This is a genomic window from Streptomyces peucetius (assembly GCF_025854275.1).
Taxonomy (GTDB): Bacteria; Actinomycetota; Actinomycetes; order Streptomycetales; family Streptomycetaceae; genus Streptomyces; species Streptomyces peucetius_A.
Genome location: NZ_CP107567.1, coordinates 2,334,218 through 2,350,593, shown reverse-complemented (window position 1 = coordinate 2,350,593; position 16,376 = coordinate 2,334,218). Strand labels below are relative to the sequence as shown.

Here is a 16,376-nt window from a genome sequence, read left to right as displayed (position 1 = left end):
CAGACAGCACCGCCCGCGCGTGCTCCTCCCGCCTTCGCCTCCATCTCCGCGTACGGCCGGAACCAGTTGGGTAGTTGGCTTCGCAGGACCAGGCCCACCAGGCGTGAGAAGACGCCGTCCGTGCCGAGCGCCGACGCCGCCGAGCCGGCGCTGACCGAGCTGGTCGCGAACGTCGTGGGGCATGTGCCCGGCCGCCACTGCCGCACGCTGATCGAGTTCCGGCCCGCAGGTGTACGGGTGGAGGTGTCGGACGGCCACCCGGTCCTTCCGCGAATGCCTGACCGCGACGAACTGGCCGACGGCGGTCGTGGGTTGCTGCTAATGGACGCGGTCACCGACGCGTGGTGTGGGGAGGCGCGCCCCGGCGGACAGGGCAAGACCGTGTGGTTCGAGTGCCGGTCCAAGACCGAGGACGGCTCGTGACGCTCGGTTGCTACAACCAAACGGGCCTTGTCATGGTCCTTCTGCCGGGTGCGCCGGGAGAAGGCGCGCACAACTCGGGAGAAAGGCGTACAGATGTCCGTGTCACGGAGGTTGTTCCTGGGAGGGTTCACCGCGGGGGCGGTGACCGTGGCGGCGGGCGCCGCCGCGACGCCGGCGGCGGCCGCGGAGGGCCCGACCACGACGTTCGACGGGCCGGTGGTGGCGGAGAGCTTCAGGACGGAGTCCACCGTCAATTCCGCCTTCTTCAAGACGACGTCGACGACCGAGCACGCGGTGACGGCCTACCAGGCGGCGACGTCCGGCAGCGGTGTGGCCCTGAACGTCACATCGAAGAACCCGGGTGACTCGGCCATGTATCTGAGTGGCACGGAGAAGGCGCACGGCACGCTGAAGATCTCGCACACGGGGCACGCGGACGGCTCGGACGCAAAGGCGTCCGCTCTCTCGATCGACCTGCTGACGGCGGGGACGGCCGCCCAGGGCATCTTCCTGAAGGCGGGCAACGGCCCCACCACCGGCAACCTCATCTGCCTGCGCAACAACGCGCGTGACGACTTCGTCGTCAAAGGCAGCGGGCGGGTCGGCATCGGCATGGGCGTGGGGAGCAACCCCTGGTCGCAGCTCCACGTCGTCCAGCAGCCGGGCACCGACTCCGCGTTGATGGTCGAGGGACTGGTACGGGTCGTGGACGTGGCGTCCGCGCCCGTGGGCGTCGACTCGCGCGGCGGCGGCGTGCTGTACGCCGAGAACGGTGCCCTGAAGTGGCGCGGCTCCGACAACACGGTCACCACCATCGCTCCCGCCTGAGCCGCAGGCACACACGCACGCATGCCCCGAGAGGACGCACCCCCATGGAGTTGACCCCCGAGGAACTGGTCGCGGAGTTCCGCGACGCGGTCACGGAGCTGTACTTCGCGCGTAAGCGCATCGCGATCCTGGAGGCGGAGAACGCCGTGTTGCGTGCCCGCCTGACGGAACAGGCGGAGGAACCGGCGGACGCCACGGTCTGAGCAGGCGGACCGCGCCTTCCGGCGCGGCCCGCACCTCCGGCGTCAGCGCAGCGCGCTCTTGGCCTGCCAGTCCGCCCACGGGACGTTCCACGCTCCGAAGCCGTTGCCCGGCGCGACGACGCCCTTGGTGTCCTTGCCCTTGATCTCGAACGGGTCGCCGGGACGCACCTGGTCGTAGAACCAGGCGGCGTTCGCGTCGCTCATGCCGATGCAGCCGGAGCTCATGTTGGCCCTGCCGAACCACTTGTCGTTCCACGGCGCGGCGTGCGCGTACATCCCCGACCAGGTCAGCCGCATCGACTTGTCGACCATCTTGTCGTAGGCGTCGCCGAGGCCGACGGTCTCGGAGTTCATGTTGATCGTGCCCTCCTTGGCCATCAGCACCGCCGTGCCGCGCCAGGAGCGCTTGTCGCCGCCGGGGGTGCCGCCGGAGACCGGGATCGTACGGACCGCCCGCCCGTCACGTTCCAGGGTGAGCTGCTTGCGGTCGAGGTCGACCTCGACGACCTGAGCCGTGCCGACCGTGAACGTGGTCGAGTAGTCGCGGACGAACCAGCCCCCGTCGCCCGAGTCGGTGCCGTTCAGCTCGGCGTCGAGGGTGACCTTCGTGCCGGGCTTCCAGTACTCCTTGGGCCGCCAGTCGATCCTGTCGCGGCCGGAATAGTCCTCCAGCCAGGCCCACGCCCCCTCGGTGCCGTTCGAGGTGGTGAGCTTCAACTGCCGCTCGACGGCGGCCTTGTCGGTGACCGGGTGGTCGAAGACCAGGGAGACGGGCTGGGCGATGCCGACGACCGAGTTCGCGCCGGGCCGCCAGTCGACCTTGTTGACCTTGTCGGCCTCGGCGGTGGTGAACGCGGAACTCGTGGTGCTGTTGGTGCCGGCCTTCGTGGTCGTCAGCGCCGTGACCGTGTACGAGGTGCCGGGGACCGCCCTGCGCTCCGAGACCCAACTCGTCCCGCCGGCAGCGACCTTGCCCGCGAGGGTGCGGCCATCGGCGTCCGTGACGGTGACCGAGGTGATCGTGCCGCCGGTCGCGGTGACCTTGACCGGTTCGCCGGCCCGTACGCCCTTGCCCTTCGGCGACACGGTCACGGTCGCGGGGCGGTCCTCCGCCGCACGCGTCCCCGCGTCCGCCTCCGGCGCCCGGCCTCCGGCGCCGGTTCCGGACGAACAGGCGGCGAGCGGCGCCAGCAGCACCGCGACCGCCGCGATGCGCACACGTATGTGGCTCAACGGATTCCCCCGTCACGAGTAGTGGTTGTGCAGGCGACTGTAGAACCGGGAAAACGCAGGTGAGCGGCGCTGCGGCGATGTGACAGCGACTGAAGGGGAACGGTCATCGTCCGGTCACATTCGCCGCGCGCAGCGGTCACGGGCGGCTGTGAGCATCCTCGGCGTTCCCCAGAGAGAGGCTCCCCCGTGTCTGCGCTGCTCGCGACGGCCGACCGCGGCCAGGAAAGACCGCCGGCGGTCATCACCGCTGCCGCCTACCGCCGGTTCCTCGAGTCCGGCGACGGTGCGGCACTCGGTGCCGGATTCCTGCAGTGTCCGTCCTGGGCGCAGGTCAAGGACGGCTGGCGCGGCCGGCTCGTCGGCTGGGGGCCGGACCCGGAGGCCGGAAGACTGTCGGGTGTCGCGCTGGTGCTGCTGCGGCAACTGCCGGGAACACGCAAGTACTTCGCCTACCTGCCGGAAGGGCCGGTCGCCGACTGGGCAGACCCGGCCATCGACGGCTGGCTCGGCCCGCTGCTGCGTCATCTGCGCGCGGCCGGGGCGTTCGCCGTACGGATCGGGCCCTCGCCCGCGTACCGCCGCTGGAGCGCGGCCCGGCTCAAGTCGGCGGCCGGGCCGGGGCGGCGGCTGGCGGACGTCCTCGCGAGCGAGGTGGACCCGCTGGGCACGGCCGTCGCCGAACGGCTGCGGGCCCGCGGCTGGCAGCGGTGCGGCGGCGAGGAGGACGGGGACGCGCAGCCGCGGCACGTCTTCCAGGTCCCGCTCACCGGCCGCACCCCGGACGACCTGTGGTCCGGGCTCAACCAGGAGTGGCGGCGCAATGTGCGGCGCGCGAAGAAGTCCGGGGTCGAGGTGGTGGTCGGCAGCGCGGCGGAACTGCCCGAGTTCTACCGGCTGCTGAGGATCACGGAGGAGCGCGACGGTTTCCGGCTGGGCCGGTCGCTGGAGTACTACGAGCGTCAGTACGCGGCGCTCAACGCCGAGGAACACGGCCGGATGAAGCTCTACCTCGCCCGCCACGGCGGCGAGGTCCTCGCCGCCCACACCATGATCCACGTGGGCCGCCGCGTCTGGTACCAGACGGGCGCCTCCGCCGACCACCGCCGCGAGGTCCGCCCCTCGAACCTGCTGCAGTGGCGCATGCTGCTCGACGCCCACGCGCTCGGCGCCGACGTCTACGACATGAGGGGAGTACCCTCCACCCTCGACCCCGACGACCGCCCGTACGGGCTGCTGCGCTGGAAGCTCGGCACCGGAGGCGAGGTCGTCGAGACGCTGGGGGAATGGGAGAGACCTTTGGACGGCACGGCCAACCACGCGCTGTACCGCGCGTTCCAGACGTATCTGGCACGCCGGTGACGCCGGGACCCACCACGACGGTCACACCCTCCGGCGAGACGTCACCGCCGCGGGGACCGTCCGTGCTGCGCAGCGGGGCCGTCATGGCCGCCGGGTCCGTCGTGTCGCGGGCGACGGGGTTCGTGCGGTCCGCAGTCGTCGCCGCCGCGATCGGGGTCGGCGCGGTTGCCGACGGGTACGCCGTCGGCAACTCCGTACCCACCATCGTCTACATGCTGCTGCTCGGCGGCGCGCTCAACGCCGTCTTCGTGCCCGAGCTCGTCAAGGCCGCCAAGGAGCACCGGGACGGCGGCGCCGCGTACACCGACCGGCTGCTCACCGTCTGCGTCCTCGCCCTGCTCGTGCTCACCGCCGGCGCGGTCTGGGCGGCGCCCGCGATCATCGACGCGTACACCGACTACCCGCCCGGGCAGACCGCCATGACGGTCGCGTTCGCCCGCTACTGCCTGCCGCAGATCTTCTTCCTCGGGCTGTTCACGCTGCTCGGCCAGGTACTCAACGCCCGGGGCCGGTTCGGCGCGATGATGTGGACTCCCGTCCTCAACAACGTCGTCGTCGTCGCCGTGTTCGGCCTCTACCTCGCCACCGGCGACGGCGGCTCGCTCACCGCCGCCGAGACCGCGCTGCTCGGCTGGGGCACCTCCGCCGGCATCGCCGTCCAGGCCCTCGCTCTGCTGCCCTCGCTGCGCGCGGCCCGCTTCCGCTACCACCCCCGCTTCGACTGGCGCGGCAGCGGCCTCACCCGCCCGCTGCGGAACGCCGGATGGCTGGTGCTGCTGGTGCTCACCAACCAGGCGGCGTACTGGGTGACGACCCGGCTCGCCACGGCGGCGGGCCTGCACGCCGAGGCGGACGGCGTCGACGGCGGCGCCGGCTTCAGCGCGTACAACAACGCCTATCTGCTGTGGGCCGTTCCGCACGGCATCATCACCGTGTCGCTGATGACCGCCCTGATGCCCCGGATGAGCGAGGCGGCCGCCGACGCCGACACCGCCGGGATACGGCACGACGTGTCGTACGCGCTGCGCAACAGCGCGGCGGCCGTCGTCCCGGCGGCGTGCGTGCTGTTCGCCCTCGCACAGCCGGTGATGGCGCTCGTCTTCCAGTACGGCGAGACGGACGCGGAACACGTCGCCGTCATGGCGGGCACGCTGATGGCCTTCGCGCCCGGACTGATCGCCTTCAGCGGGCAGTACGTCCTCTCCCGCACCTTCTACGCGCTGTCCGACACCCGCACCCCCTTCCTTCTCAACCTGGTGATCGCGGGCCTCAACGCGGGCCTGTCCGTCACCGCGTACGTGCTGCTGCCTGCGCGCTGGGCGGTGACGGGTATCGCCGGCGCGTACTCGCTGGCGCTCTTCGCGGGCTGGGCCGTCACCGCGCTCGTGCTGAACCGCCGCCTCGCGGCGCGGAACGCACGAGCACCCGGAGTGTGGCGTTCCGCCACGGCCGCCGCGCAGGCCCGGCTGCTGCTCGCCGCCGTCCCGGCGACGCTGATCGGGTACGCCGCCGCACGCTGGGCCGCGCCCGGCGGGGCCGCCGCGGCGGCCGCGGCCGGGGCACTGGTGATCGCCGCCGTCTTCGTGCTCCTCGCCCGGCCCCTGCGGCTCACCGAGGTGCAGGCCCTCGTCGGCGGCGCGACCGCTCGATTGCGCCGCCGTTCCTGACCCGGCCGACCATCCGCCTCAGACCTCCAGGGGATACTGCGCACATGCCTCGCGTGCTCCTCATCGAAGACGACCCCTCCGTGCGCGAGGGCGTCGAACTCGGCCTGCGCCGCCGCGGCCACGAAGTGCGGACCGCCGCCACCGGTGAGGCCGGACTCGCCGCGCTGAGCGAGTTCCGTCCCGATCTGCTGCTGCTCGACCTGATGCTGCCCGGCATGAACGGCGTGCAGGTGTGCCACCGGGTACGCGAGAACAGCCAGCTGCCGATCATCATGCTCACCGCACGCGGCGACGACTTCGACGTCGTCATCGGCCTCGAGGCGGGTGCCGACGACTACATCGTCAAACCGGCCCGTACCGAGGTCATCGAGGCGCGCATCCGCGCCGTACTGCGCAGGATCGAGGAGCCCGGGAGCGGCCGGCCCGCCGTCGAGTTCCACGGCGAACTCGCCGTCGACCGGGCCGGGCTCACCGTCGCCAAGAACGGCGAACGCCTCGCCCTCGCGCCCTCCGAGATGAAACTCCTTCTGCACCTGACCGCCGCACCGGAGCAGGTCTTCAGCCGGCAGCAGCTGCTGGAGCACGTGTGGGAGCACAGCTACCACGGCGACGCACGGCTCGTCGACGCGTGCGTACGGCGGCTGCGCAACAAGATCGAGGACACTCCGGGCAGTCCGCGCTACATACAGACCCTGCGGGGCTTCGGTTACCGCTTCGGACCGCTGTGAGGCTCCGCGGGGCCGCCGGCGAGCGGCGCCGCCGTCCCTTCGGGCTGCGCACCCGGCTCGTCCTCGCGTTCCTGCTGGTGGCCGCCGTCAGTGCCGGCACGACCGCCGCGCTCACGTTCCGCGAGGCCCGCAACGCGGTCCTCGGCACTGCGCAGGACACCGCTGTCGCCTCGTTCCGTGAGCAGGTGCAGCAGCTCGGGCTCGTCCTGCCCGTGGATCCGGCCCAACTGCCGGAGGCGCTGCGCGGCATCGCCCGCAAGGGCAAACCGCACCCGTGGTACGTCTACGCCGAGTACGGCTCGGTTCGCGTCTCCTCCGCGGACCAGCCCACCTCCACCGTGATCACGCCCGAACTGCGCCGCCGGGCCAAGTCGAATCCGCACGGCAGTTTCGAGCGGGTCGTCAAGGGCGGAGTGCCGTACCTGACCATCGGTATGCCCGTCGTGTTCAAGGTCGGTGCGAACGGAGTCCTGCCGACCGGGCTCGTCCTGTTCGCGGTGATGCCGATGTCAGAGGAGCGGGCGAACGTCGAGGCGCTGGTCGCCGCCGCCAGGGACGGCGCCCTGCCCGGCCTCGCCGTCGCGCTGGTGCCGGCCCTGATCGCCGCGCGCAGCGTGCTGCGTCCGGTCCGCGAGCTGCGCAAGGCCGCCCGCTCCATGGGCAGCGGCCGGCTCGACGCCCGTATCCAGGTCAGAGGAAGTGACGAACTCGCCGACCTCGCCCGTACGTTCAACGAGTCGGCCGGCGAGCTCGAGCGTTCCGTGGACGAGCTCCGGCAGGCGGAGGCGCGCGCCCGCCGCTTCGCGTCCGACGTCTCGCACGAACTGCGCACCCCGCTCGCCGGGATGCTCGCCGTCACGGAGGTCCTCGACGAGGACGCGGACCGCCTCGACGCCGACACCGCGCGTGCGGTCCGGCTGATCAGCGCGGAGACCGGCAAGCTCGCGGTGCTCGTGGAGGACCTGATGGAGATCTCCCGCTTCGACGCACGTGCCGCCGAACTCAACACCGACGAGGTCGACACGGCGGAGACCATACGCAAGACGCTGGAGCACCGGCGCTGGACCGACCTGGTCGGCGCCGACCTGCCGGACGGCATCCGGGCCCGCCTCGACCCGCGCCGCTTCGACATCGTCGTCGCCAACCTGGTGGGCAACGCGCTGCGGCACGGCGACGCGCCCGTCACCGTACGGCTGCGCACCGCCGCCGCGCCGGACGGGACGGCCCTGCTGGTGACCGAGGTCGCCGACCGCGGGCCCGGCATCCGGCCCGACGTGCTCCCGCACATCTTCGACCGCTTCTACAAGGCCGACGCGGCCCGCACCCGATCGGCCGGCAGCGGCCTGGGGCTGGCCATCACCCTGGAGAACGTCCGGCTGCACGGCGGCACCCTCCGCGCCGCGAACGGCCCCGACGGCGCCGGCACGGTCTTCACCGTCGAGATGCCCCTGCGCGGGTTGGAGGCGACGGCATGAGACGACACCCGGTGGCGGTCCTCGCGGGCCTCGCCGCGCTGCTGCTCGGCGGCTGCGGCGTCCCGGAGACGGACGTCATCGCAGCGGGCGGGCCCGCCACCGTCCAGGTGTTCCCGGTGAGCTCGAACGGGCTGGTGCTCTTCTTCCGCTCGCCGGACGGGGAACTGATGCCCGTGATCCGCTTCCTGGACAGCGGGTTCGAGTCGCCCGAGTCGCCGGAGTCGCCCGGCGCGTCGACCCCCGAAACCGTCACGGCGCTGTTCGCCGGGCCCGTCGAGAACGAGCGCACGGCCGGACTCACCGACGGCCTGCCCGAACTGCCCCGAGGCGGCCTCGTCCGGGTCGTGCCGGACCCGCAGGGCGGCGTGGAGGTGACGCTGCCGATCGTCCTCGGCGACCTCGACCACCTGGCGGTGCGGCAGCTGGTCTGCACGGTCGCGTTCACCGAGGACACCGAGGGCCGCACGCCGGTACGCCTGCGGGGCACCGACACGGTGCTCGAGCAGGCGGTCTGCGACGCCGACATCGACCTCGGCCGCCTGCCGCGCCCGACCACCGTGCCGGCCGCGAGCAGCCCGGCGGGCGGCAACGGACCGTCCGCCGGATCCGGACCGCAGCCCGCCGACGAGAGCCCCTAGCCGCGCAGCTCCGCCAGCACCGCGTCCGTGAACCGCGGCCACGCCTCGATCGCCCACGGGCCGAAGTCCCGGTCGGTGAGCGCCACGCACGCGGCACGGGCGTCCGGGTCGATCCACAGGAAGGTGCCCGACTGGCCGAAGTGGCCGAACGTGCGGGGTGAGGACGAAGCACCCGTCCAGTGCGGCGACTTGGAGTCGCGGATCTCGAAGCCGAGGCCCCAGTCGTTGGGCTTCTGGTTGCCGTAGCCCGGCAGTATCCCGGACAGGCCCGGGTGCACGACGGACATCGCGTCGAGGACCGTACGCCCGTCCAGCAGCCGCGGCGCCTGCACCTCGGCGGCGAAGCGGACCAGATCGGCGACCGTCGAGACGCCGTCCTTGGCGGGGGAGCCGTCGAGCGTCGTCGCGGTCATGCCGAGCGGCTCCAGCACGGCCTGGTGGAGATATTCGGCGAACGGGATGTCGGTCGCCTTGGCGATGTGGTCGCCGAGCACCTCGAAGCCCGCGTTCGAGTACAGCCGGCGGGTGCCCGGCGCCGCCGTGGCGCGGTGCTCGTCGAAGGCCAGACCGGAGGTGTGGGCGAGCAGGTGCCGCACCGTGGAGCCCTCCGGCCCCGCCGGTTCGTCCAGCTCGACGGCCCCCTCCTCGTACGCGACGAGCGCCGCGTAGGCGGCGAGCGGCTTGGTGACGGAGGCCAGGGGGAAGCGGTGATCCGCCGGGCCGTACGAACCGGCGACCGTGCCGTCCGCTCGTACGACGGCGGCCGCCGCGGTCGGTACCGGCCAGTTCTCGATCAACGCCAGGCTCTGCATGGCTACGAGCCTAAACGGTGCTAGAGGCGCAGCCGCATCGCCGGGTCGGGGGTGCGGACGAAGCCCAGGGACGTGTACAGCGGCTCGCCCTCCGGGGAGGCCCGCAGATCGATCCTGCGGACGCCACGCTCACGGAACCAGCCGAGCAGTCCCTCCAGGCACGCGCGCGAGTGGCCTTGGCGGCGCATGTCCTCGTCCGTGGCGACGCTGAACACATAGCCGCAGGTGCCCTCCGGGTTCCCCGGGCTGCCGAGCCGGTACTCGATGGTGCCGACCGCACACGCGGCGAGCCCGGCGGGCCCGGCGCCGGGCCCTGCGGCCGGCCGGTCGACCACGTACGCCGTCAGACTGCCGGCCGGGTCCCCGAGACGGTCGCGCAAGGTCGCCACCGCGGCGGGCTGCCAGCTGAGGTCGGGGTTCGGCCCGGCGACGGAATCCGCCATGACCTTGCGCAGGCGGACCAGTTCTTCGGCGTCGGCGGGGGTGGCGCGGCGGGAGATGCTCATGATCGGTCAGGCTAATTCCGGGCTCTGCGGAAAAGCCAGCCGATAGAGCTTGCTTGGAGTGCACTCCAACGTTTTAGCGTGGAACGCATGACGGTGATCGAGAGCAGTTCGGCCAGGACCGATCTCTGCAAGGCCGCTCCCCGCGCCCACCCGCGCCCCGAAGGACAGGACCGCTACACGATCAGCGAGGTCGCCGCCTTCACCGGGCTCAGCGCCCACACCCTGCGCTGGTACGAGCGGATCGGTCTGATGCCGCACGTCGACCGGTCGCACACCGGCCAGCGGCGGTTCAGCAACCGCGACCTCGACTGGCTCGGCTTCGTCGGCAAACTGCGGCTGACCGGGATGCCCGTCGCCGACATGGTCAGATACGCCGAGCTGGTCCGCGAGGGCGAGCACACCTTCGAGGCGCGCGCCGAACTGCTGCAGCGCACCCGGCGCGACGTGCTCGACCGGATCGCCGAACTCCAGGACACCCTCGCGGTGCTGGACCACAAGATCGAATTCTATGCGGACGCCCGCCGGGCGCCGGAGAGGGCCTGAAACCCTGATGAGCAACAGCAAGATCGCACAGGTGCGCCTCGGCACGGAAGGCCCGCTCGTCGGGGTACAGGGCCTCGGCTGCATGGGCATGAGCGAGTTCTACGGCGACACCGACGAGGCCGCGGCACGCGAGACGCTGGAGGTCGCGCTCGCGGAGGGCGTCACCCTCTTCGACACCGCCGACGTGTACGGGCGGGGCGCCAACGAGGAGTTCCTCGCGCCGTTCGTCCGAGCGCACCGGGACGAGATCACACTCGCCACCAAGTTCGCCATCGAGCGGACCGACGACCCGCACTACCGGGGTGTGCGCAACGACCCCGCGTACATCCGCCGGGCAGTGGAGGGCAGCCTGCGTCGGCTCGGCGTCGACGTCGTCGACCTCTACTACATGCACCGCCGCGACCCGGCCGTGCCCCTCGCCGAGTCCGTCGGCGCGATGGCGGAACTCGTCGAGCGAGGACTCGTCAAGCACCTGGGTCTGAGCGAGGTGACGGGCGCGGAACTGCGCGAGGCGCATGCCGTGCACCCCATCGCGGCCCTGCAGTCGGAGTGGTCCCTCTTCAGCCGCGACGTGGAACGCAGCGCGGTCGGCGCGGCGGTGGAACTAGGCGTCGCGCTGGTGCCGTACTCGCCGCTCGGCCGCGGCTTTTTGACGGGCGCGTTCACCGACGCGGCCAAGGACCTGTCCGAGAGCGACTTCCGCCGGTACCAGCCCCGCTTCACGGGCGAGAACGCCCGGGCGAACGCGGCGCTCCTGGAGCCCGTCCACAAGATCGCGGCAGCGCACGGCGCGACGGCGGCGCAGGTTGCCCTGGCGTGGGTCCAGCAGCGGGCCGGCGTCCACGGGCTGACGGTCGTCCCGATCCCGGGCACGCGGAAGGTGACGCGGCTGCGGGAGAATCTGGCGGCGACACGGGTCGTCCTGACGGACGGTGAGCTGGCGACGCTGGAGCCGATCGCGGGGCGGGTCGCGGGCGACCGCTACCCGGACATGTCGTCGACGTCGACGGTCCGCGAGTAGCTCCCACCCGTGGGACGCGTTTCCCCACCCCACCCCGCCCCTTCCCGAACCGGGGGCTCCTCCCCCTGGGCCTGGCGGCCCTGGGGGACCCCCACCGAACCCCGCGCCGCAAACTCCCCCTGCGCCTGGCGGCGTGGGAGTACCTCCCACGCCGCCAGGCGCAGGGGGAGTACCCCCAGCGAGGCTGATTTCGCGGAGCGAAATCCAGCCCGTCCGGCGATTGAGGACACCGCGCGCAGCGCGGTACGGGTCCGGGCAGAGCCCGGTTCGGGAAGGGCGGGGTGGGGAACAGGCTCCGCGCAGCGGCCCGCTCGCCCGCCCCCGCCCGACGCTCACGCCAAGCCGAACGCGTACACCGCGAACCCCACCGCCAGCACCCCCGCCACCACCCGCGCCCCCGCCCTCCGTGGCCACGGCTCCTCGAACCCCCGCACACGCCGCGCGATCAGCATCAGCAGTCCCGCGAACACCGGCAACCACGCCACCCTCGCCGCGACCCAGCCCAGCGAGTCCGGTGCTGTCGTCAGTCCGGGGACCTCACCCAGAAGGCCCGCGGGCACGGCGGCCGTGAGCATCGCCGTCTGGTGCCAGCACAGGATCGTCATCGCCGACAGGTTGATCACGACGACCGGCGCCCACACCGCGGGCCGCCGCGTCAGCAGCCGGCCGAGCCGTTCCCGGAGCAGGATCGCCGCGCCGCTCTGCGCGGCGGCGAGCGCCAGGACCAGCAGGGACGGCGGATGGGAGTTGGTGCGGGCCTCGCCGGGGACACCGACCATCGACGCCGGGTAGCCGAAGAGGAGCAGCAGCGCCGCGAACAGCGCGCCCCCGCCCACCAGCAGCACCCACGCCGGCCGGCGGCCGACGCGCCCCTCGCCCCAGCTCACGCCGAGCTGATAGGCGAACAGCCACCCGGGCAGGATGTTGACGACGCCGACCCACGCCGGCACGACGTCGGCGTACGGGCCGTAGCGCAGCAGGTCGACCACTGCCACCGCGCCGAGCAGCGGCGCGGCCGCCCACGCGCCCAGCCGGCGCGCGGCCCGGACGCAGTACGGGGTCAGGACGGTGACCAGCGTGTAGACGCCCACGAACCACAGCGGCTGCACCACCAGCGTCGAACCGGTGCGCAGCGTGTCGTCGGGAACGCCGAGCCACCACAGCACCGGGATCAGCACCGCCCAGACGGCCGTCACGCCGAGCACGGGCCGGCCGAGACGGGTGACGCGCTGCCGGAGCCAGGCGCCGGTGGTGCCCGTACGGCGGTGGTACGAGAGCACGGAGGCGTACCCGCCGACCAGGAAGAAGATCCCCAGCATCTGGAGCACCCAGCTGACCGGCGCGAAGAAGCCGAACGCCGACAGCGGGCTGGCGTTGTGCAGCGCGCCGTCCGCGTCGAGGGTGAACCCGCCGAGCAGCCAGTGCCCCGTGGGCACGGCGAGCAGCGCGACCGCCCGCAGCCCGTCGACGGCCCGGTCGCGGTGGGCCGGGGTGCGTGCCTCGATCAGCTCCGCGAGTCTCATCGGACGTGTCCTTCCGCGATGGCGGCGAAGGCGCGCAGCGAGTCCGTACCGGGCGCGAAGTAGCCGGTGTGGCCCTCGGCGAGCTCCGCGGGGACGCGGCGCGCGCCGAAGGACGGGTCGGCCGGGTCGGCGCCGTGCCCGAGGCCCGCGAAGCGCACATGGGGGACCTTGGAGATCCAGTCCGAGGGGTTCTTCGCGGCCCACACCCGCGCGTCCGTGCCCAGGTCGCGCACGTTCTCCGCGCGCATGCCCGGCGAGGCGAGGACGACGATGTCGCGGGCGTCGACGCTGTCGGCGGCGAGACCGCACACGACGGAGCCGTAGCTGTGGCAGAACAGCGCGGGCTTCGCCGTGCCGGTGGCGGCGAGCCCCTCGGTGAACCGGGTCAGCCGGTCCGCGCCCGCCTCCGCGAGGTCGCCTGTAGCGGCGTCGAGGCCGACACCGACCGGGGTGGTGTAACCGGCCCAGGCGACGACGGCCGTGCCGGTGCCGGTCGCGGCCCGCAGGGACTTCGCCATGCCGGCCGGGGTGCCGTACGGGTCGTTCGCCCGGTCGAAGGTCGCGGCGTCGATGTCGGAGCCGGGGACGACGACGGACACCTCCCGGGCCCGCTCCAGGTCTCCGTACACCTCCGCGACCTGCCCGCGGCCGCGCGGGTCGAAGGCCAGGATCTGCCGGCCGACCAGATGCTCGTACGGAGTGCCGTGCAGGGCAAGGGCGTTGGCCCGGTACCGCAGGGCCACCGGGGCGCCGTCGAGATTGCCGACGACGAGCGGGTGGCGGCGGACGAGATCTCGCCGCTCGCGGTCGCTCAACGAGCCGAAGAAGGCCGCGACTTCGGCGGGCGTCGCGACGGCCGAGTCGGGAAGCGCCCGCCCCAGCGAGGTGTCCGCCACCCAGGCGGCGCTGCCCGGCGGGGGGCCGGTCACCGGGCGCTGGGTGTTCCCCGAGGCCCAGCCGGTGGTCCCCGCGGCCACGGTCGTCGCGAGCGCGACGGCGACCAGGGTCCTCTTGAAGCGGCGCATCCGCCCGCCTCCCTCTCTCTCACTCCGTTGCTGTGGCGGAGAGGAAGGTAGGAAGAGGACGGGTGACGGCACGTCACACCGGGGGGCCAACTCCGGTGTCGTACCGGGGTATCACCGGGACGAGTCCCCGGGGGTCAGCTCGCGGCGTCCCCGGGGCGCACGAGGCCCGACTCGTACGCGAAGATCACGGCCTGTGCCCGGTCACGCAGGTCGAGTTTGGCCAGCACACGGCCGATGTGCGTCTTGACCGTCTGCTCCGCCAGCACCAGGTGCCCGGCGATCTCCTGGTTGGACAGGCCGCGGGCGATCAGTTCCAGGACCTCGGTCTCGCGCGGGGTGAGCCCACTGCGCCGCAGCGACGGATCCTTGCGCGGGGCGGGCCGCTGCGCGGCGAAGTCCGCGATCAGCCGGCGGGTCACCGACGGCGCGAGCAGCGCCTCGCCGGCGGCGACGATGCGTACGGCGGCGATCAGGTCCGCGGGCGGCGCGTCCTTGAGCAGGAAGCCGGACGCACCGGCGCGCAGCGCCTCGTACACGTAGTCGTCCACGTCGAACGTGGTCAGCATCAGCACCTTGGGCCGGTGCACGATACCCACCGGAGGGTTCAGCAGCTCGCGCGCCGCCGCGAGGCCGTCCATCTCCGGCATCCGTACGTCCATCAGCACCACGTCCGGGTGCGCGGCGCGGCTCACCTCGACGCCCCTGCGGCCGTCCGGTGCCTCGCCCACCACGTCGATGTCGCTCTGCGCCGCGAGCAGCGCGGCGAACCCGGCGCGCACCATGGCCTGGTCGTCGACGATGATCACGCGAATGGTCAACTCGGGTCCTCGGCACTCTCGGTGGGCTGTGTCGTCAGGGGAAGGCGGGCCGCGACACGGAAGCCGCCGTCGGGCAGCGGCCCGGTGTCGAGCGTGCCGCCGGTCAACCGTACGCGTTCCCGCATGCCGACCAGGCCGTGTCCGGTACCGGTGGTCTCCAGCGGTGATGTGCGTTCCCCGGCGGGGCCGTTGACGACCAGCACGGTCAGATGGCCGTCGTCGGACGTCACGGAGACCCGGGTGGCCGCGCCGGGCGCGTGCCGTACGACGTTCGCCAGGGCCTCCTGCACGATCCGGTACGCGGAAAGGTCCACGGTCTGCGGCACCTCGCCGAGATCGGCGGCGAGCGACACCTCGGCCGGCACACCGGCCCGTACCGTCGCCTCCACCAGCTGCTGCACCCGGTCCAGCCCCGGCTGCGGGGCCCGCTCGCCCTCCGTGCCGTCGCTCCGCAGCACCGAGAGCAGCCGCCGCATCTCGGTCAGCGACTCGCGCGCGCTCGCCGCGATCGAGCCGAACTCGTCGCGGGCGGCGTCGGGCAGTCCCTCGATCCGGTACGGAGCCGAGTCCGCCTGCACGGTGATCACCGACATGTGGTGCGCCACGACGTCGTGCAGTTCACGGGCGATCCGGGCGCGTTCCTCGAGCAGGGTGCGCTGGGCACGCTCCGCCTCGCTGATGGTCTCCTGCACGACCAGCCGCCGCTGGGCGTCGCCCCGTTCGCGCAGTGCGCCGGTGACGACCAGTACGACGCCGCTCAGCACGAACAGCAGCAGATGCACGCCGTCGCCGCGGTCTCGCGGGACCAGCTCGAACAGCAGCCCCGCCGCGCCGGTCGTCAACCACACGGCGACGAGCTTGCGGCGCGGTTCGCGCAGGCCGAGACACGCCATGAGCAGCAGGTAACCGACGACGACCATCGGGGTCCACGGCCAGCTCCGGCCGGCCGTGCCCGCCGCGCCCATCAGCGCGAGGGCGCCCGCGAAGTCGGCGGTGAACACGATCCACCAGGCCTGCAGCGGCCGCGTCACGGCGAGCAGCAGCGGCGCGGTCTGCGCGGTCGCCAGCGCACCGGCGAGGGCGCCGCCGAGCCGGTAGTCCTGAATCAGCACGGTGGCCGTGACCGGCAGCAGCGTCGCGACGAAGCCGAACACGATGGTGTACGGCAGCATGCGCAGCCACCGCTTTCCGGCGCGGCCGAGGAGGGGGGCGGTGGACCGGGACGGCGTCCTGAGTTCGTCGGCGATCAGCCGGGCACCGCGCTTGGCGGCGGTGGCGAGGGGGTGGTGGGGGGCGGGGGTTCGAGGCATGACGGGGTCAGCGTAGGTGGGGTGGGCGGTCGTGCGCGTCATACCGGGGGCGGGGGTGGTGGGTCGTACCGTGGTGCGACGGGTGCGCGGCGCCGGCGGGGCTGACACAGTCAGCCCGGCCGGCGATTGAGGCCACCGCGCGAAGCGCGGTACCGGGGGTCCGTGGGGGTCCCCCAGGCCGCCAGGCCTAGGGGGAGGAGCCCCCGGTTTCGGCGAGGGGCGGGTAGGGGAACGGCCCCGCGCAGCGGGTACGCGCCCGCGCCG

General features: G+C 72.9%; 17 protein-coding genes and 1 pseudogene. 10 read left to right on the top strand and 8 right to left on the bottom strand.

Translation table 11 applies throughout. The annotated features are described in order from the left end of the window. Positions 1-29: 29 nt before the first annotated feature. Positions 30-134 (bottom strand): annotated as a pseudogene (locus OGH68_RS10840) (XRE family transcriptional regulator); the annotation flags it as partial. On the opposite strand from OGH68_RS10840, the gene OGH68_RS10835 reads away from it, so the two are divergent. The 3 genes from OGH68_RS10835 to OGH68_RS10825 all read left to right on the top strand — a co-directional run bounded on the left by OGH68_RS10835 (position 121) and on the right by OGH68_RS10825 (position 1,454). Beyond that, a complete protein-coding gene (locus OGH68_RS10835) occupies positions 121-423 on the top strand; it encodes an ATP-binding protein (protein WP_264243167.1) in 303 nt (100 codons plus the stop codon). The pseudogene OGH68_RS10840 and the gene OGH68_RS10835 overlap by 14 nt on opposite strands. Positions 424-516: 93 nt before the next feature. Further along, positions 517-1,251 (top strand): hyaluronoglucosaminidase, encoded by a 735-nt coding sequence (locus OGH68_RS10830; protein WP_264243166.1) that lies wholly within the window; start codon positions 517-519, stop codon positions 1,249-1,251. Positions 1,252-1,295: 44 nt separating this feature from the next. Continuing rightward, positions 1,296-1,454 carry a hypothetical protein gene (locus OGH68_RS10825; RefSeq protein WP_264243165.1) on the top strand — a complete coding sequence of 53 codons (159 nt, stop codon included), beginning with the start codon at positions 1,296-1,298 and terminating at the stop codon, positions 1,452-1,454. A gap of 42 nt (positions 1,455-1,496) precedes the next feature. Here the strand turns inward: OGH68_RS10825 and OGH68_RS10820 are convergent, their stop codons facing one another. Beyond that, on the bottom strand, positions 1,497-2,687 hold the full coding sequence (locus tag OGH68_RS10820; protein WP_264243164.1) for a L,D-transpeptidase: 1,191 nt from the start codon (positions 2,685-2,687) through the stop codon (positions 1,497-1,499). A gap of 186 nt (positions 2,688-2,873) precedes the next feature. On the opposite strand from OGH68_RS10820, the gene OGH68_RS10815 reads away from it, so the two are divergent. From OGH68_RS10815 to OGH68_RS10795, 5 genes are all read left to right on the top strand, one after another. Next, positions 2,874-4,046 carry a lipid II:glycine glycyltransferase FemX gene (locus tag OGH68_RS10815; RefSeq protein ID WP_413470964.1) on the top strand — a complete coding sequence of 391 codons (1,173 nt, stop codon included), beginning with the start codon at positions 2,874-2,876 and terminating at the stop codon, positions 4,044-4,046. 83 nt (positions 4,047-4,129) lie between these two features. Further along, on the top strand, positions 4,130-5,713 hold the full coding sequence (gene murJ, locus OGH68_RS10810; RefSeq protein ID WP_413471101.1) for a murein biosynthesis integral membrane protein MurJ: 1,584 nt from the start codon (positions 4,130-4,132) through the stop codon (positions 5,711-5,713). 44 nt (positions 5,714-5,757) lie between these two features. Beyond that, entirely contained in the window at positions 5,758-6,441 is a 684-nt protein-coding gene (locus tag OGH68_RS10805; protein WP_264243162.1) for a response regulator transcription factor, read from the top strand. After that, a complete protein-coding gene (locus OGH68_RS10800) occupies positions 6,438-7,916 on the top strand; it encodes a sensor histidine kinase (RefSeq protein WP_264243161.1) in 1,479 nt (492 codons plus the stop codon). The genes OGH68_RS10805 and OGH68_RS10800 overlap by 4 nt, the downstream gene beginning before the upstream one ends. Further along, positions 7,913-8,554, top strand: a complete 642-nt coding sequence (locus tag OGH68_RS10795) for a hypothetical protein (protein WP_264243160.1) — start codon at positions 7,913-7,915, stop codon at positions 8,552-8,554. Before OGH68_RS10800 ends, OGH68_RS10795 begins: the two co-directional genes overlap by 4 nt. On the opposite strand, the gene OGH68_RS10790 is transcribed toward OGH68_RS10795, so the two are convergent. Both OGH68_RS10790 and OGH68_RS10785 read right to left on the bottom strand, forming a co-directional pair. After that, the gene (locus tag OGH68_RS10790; protein WP_264243159.1) at positions 8,551-9,366 is read right to left on the bottom strand and encodes a serine hydrolase domain-containing protein; all 816 of its coding nucleotides are present in this window, start codon (positions 9,364-9,366) and stop codon (positions 8,551-8,553) included. The genes OGH68_RS10795 and OGH68_RS10790 overlap by 4 nt on opposite strands. 20 nt (positions 9,367-9,386) lie before the next feature. Continuing rightward, a complete protein-coding gene (locus OGH68_RS10785; RefSeq protein ID WP_264243158.1) occupies positions 9,387-9,872 on the bottom strand; it encodes a GNAT family N-acetyltransferase in 486 nt (161 codons plus the stop codon). Positions 9,873-9,959: 87 nt separating this feature from the next. Between OGH68_RS10785 and OGH68_RS10780 the strand changes: the two genes are divergently transcribed. Continuing rightward, positions 9,960-10,415 (top strand): MerR family transcriptional regulator, encoded by a 456-nt coding sequence (locus OGH68_RS10780; protein ID WP_264243157.1) that lies wholly within the window; start codon positions 9,960-9,962, stop codon positions 10,413-10,415. 7 nt (positions 10,416-10,422) lie between these two features. After that, positions 10,423-11,436 carry an aldo/keto reductase gene (locus OGH68_RS10775; protein ID WP_264243156.1) on the top strand — a complete coding sequence of 338 codons (1,014 nt, stop codon included), beginning with the start codon at positions 10,423-10,425 and terminating at the stop codon, positions 11,434-11,436. 332 nt (positions 11,437-11,768) lie between these two features. On the opposite strand, the gene OGH68_RS10770 is transcribed toward OGH68_RS10775, so the two are convergent. From OGH68_RS10770 to OGH68_RS10755, 4 genes are all read right to left on the bottom strand, one after another. Then, positions 11,769-12,959, bottom strand: a complete 1,191-nt coding sequence (locus OGH68_RS10770; protein WP_264243155.1) for an acyltransferase family protein — start codon at positions 12,957-12,959, stop codon at positions 11,769-11,771. After that, the gene (locus tag OGH68_RS10765) at positions 12,956-13,984 is read right to left on the bottom strand and encodes an alpha/beta hydrolase family protein (protein ID WP_264243153.1); all 1,029 of its coding nucleotides are present in this window, start codon (positions 13,982-13,984) and stop codon (positions 12,956-12,958) included. Before OGH68_RS10765 ends, OGH68_RS10770 begins: the two co-directional genes overlap by 4 nt. Before the next feature lie 134 nt (positions 13,985-14,118). After that, positions 14,119-14,802 (bottom strand): response regulator, encoded by a 684-nt coding sequence (locus OGH68_RS10760; RefSeq protein ID WP_264243152.1) that lies wholly within the window; start codon positions 14,800-14,802, stop codon positions 14,119-14,121. Then, positions 14,799-16,154 (bottom strand): sensor histidine kinase, encoded by a 1,356-nt coding sequence (locus OGH68_RS10755; RefSeq protein WP_413470963.1) that lies wholly within the window; start codon positions 16,152-16,154, stop codon positions 14,799-14,801. The genes OGH68_RS10760 and OGH68_RS10755 overlap by 4 nt, the downstream gene beginning before the upstream one ends. Positions 16,155-16,376 lie beyond the last annotated feature (222 nt).

Coding starts and splice junctions, on each gene's coding strand:
- OGH68_RS10765 (WP_264243153.1), bottom strand. CDS start 13,984: ATGCGCCGCTTCAAGAGGACCCTGGTCGCCGTCGCGCTCGCGACGACC.
- murJ (WP_413471101.1), top strand. CDS start 4,130: ATGGCCGCCGGGTCCGTCGTGTCGCGGGCGACGGGGTTCGTGCGGTCC.
- OGH68_RS10795 (WP_264243160.1), top strand. CDS start 7,913: ATGAGACGACACCCGGTGGCGGTCCTCGCGGGCCTCGCCGCGCTGCTG.
- OGH68_RS10805 (WP_264243162.1), top strand. CDS start 5,758: ATGCCTCGCGTGCTCCTCATCGAAGACGACCCCTCCGTGCGCGAGGGC.
- OGH68_RS10780 (WP_264243157.1), top strand. CDS start 9,960: ATGACGGTGATCGAGAGCAGTTCGGCCAGGACCGATCTCTGCAAGGCC.
- OGH68_RS10755 (WP_413470963.1), bottom strand. CDS start 16,154: ATGACGCGCACGACCGCCCACCCCACCTACGCTGACCCCGTCATGCCT.
- OGH68_RS10775 (WP_264243156.1), top strand. CDS start 10,423: ATGAGCAACAGCAAGATCGCACAGGTGCGCCTCGGCACGGAAGGCCCG.
- OGH68_RS10770 (WP_264243155.1), bottom strand. CDS start 12,959: ATGAGACTCGCGGAGCTGATCGAGGCACGCACCCCGGCCCACCGCGAC.
- OGH68_RS10825 (WP_264243165.1), top strand. CDS start 1,296: ATGGAGTTGACCCCCGAGGAACTGGTCGCGGAGTTCCGCGACGCGGTC.
- OGH68_RS10785 (WP_264243158.1), bottom strand. CDS start 9,872: ATGAGCATCTCCCGCCGCGCCACCCCCGCCGACGCCGAAGAACTGGTC.
- OGH68_RS10830 (WP_264243166.1), top strand. CDS start 517: ATGTCCGTGTCACGGAGGTTGTTCCTGGGAGGGTTCACCGCGGGGGCG.
- OGH68_RS10790 (WP_264243159.1), bottom strand. CDS start 9,366: ATGCAGAGCCTGGCGTTGATCGAGAACTGGCCGGTACCGACCGCGGCG.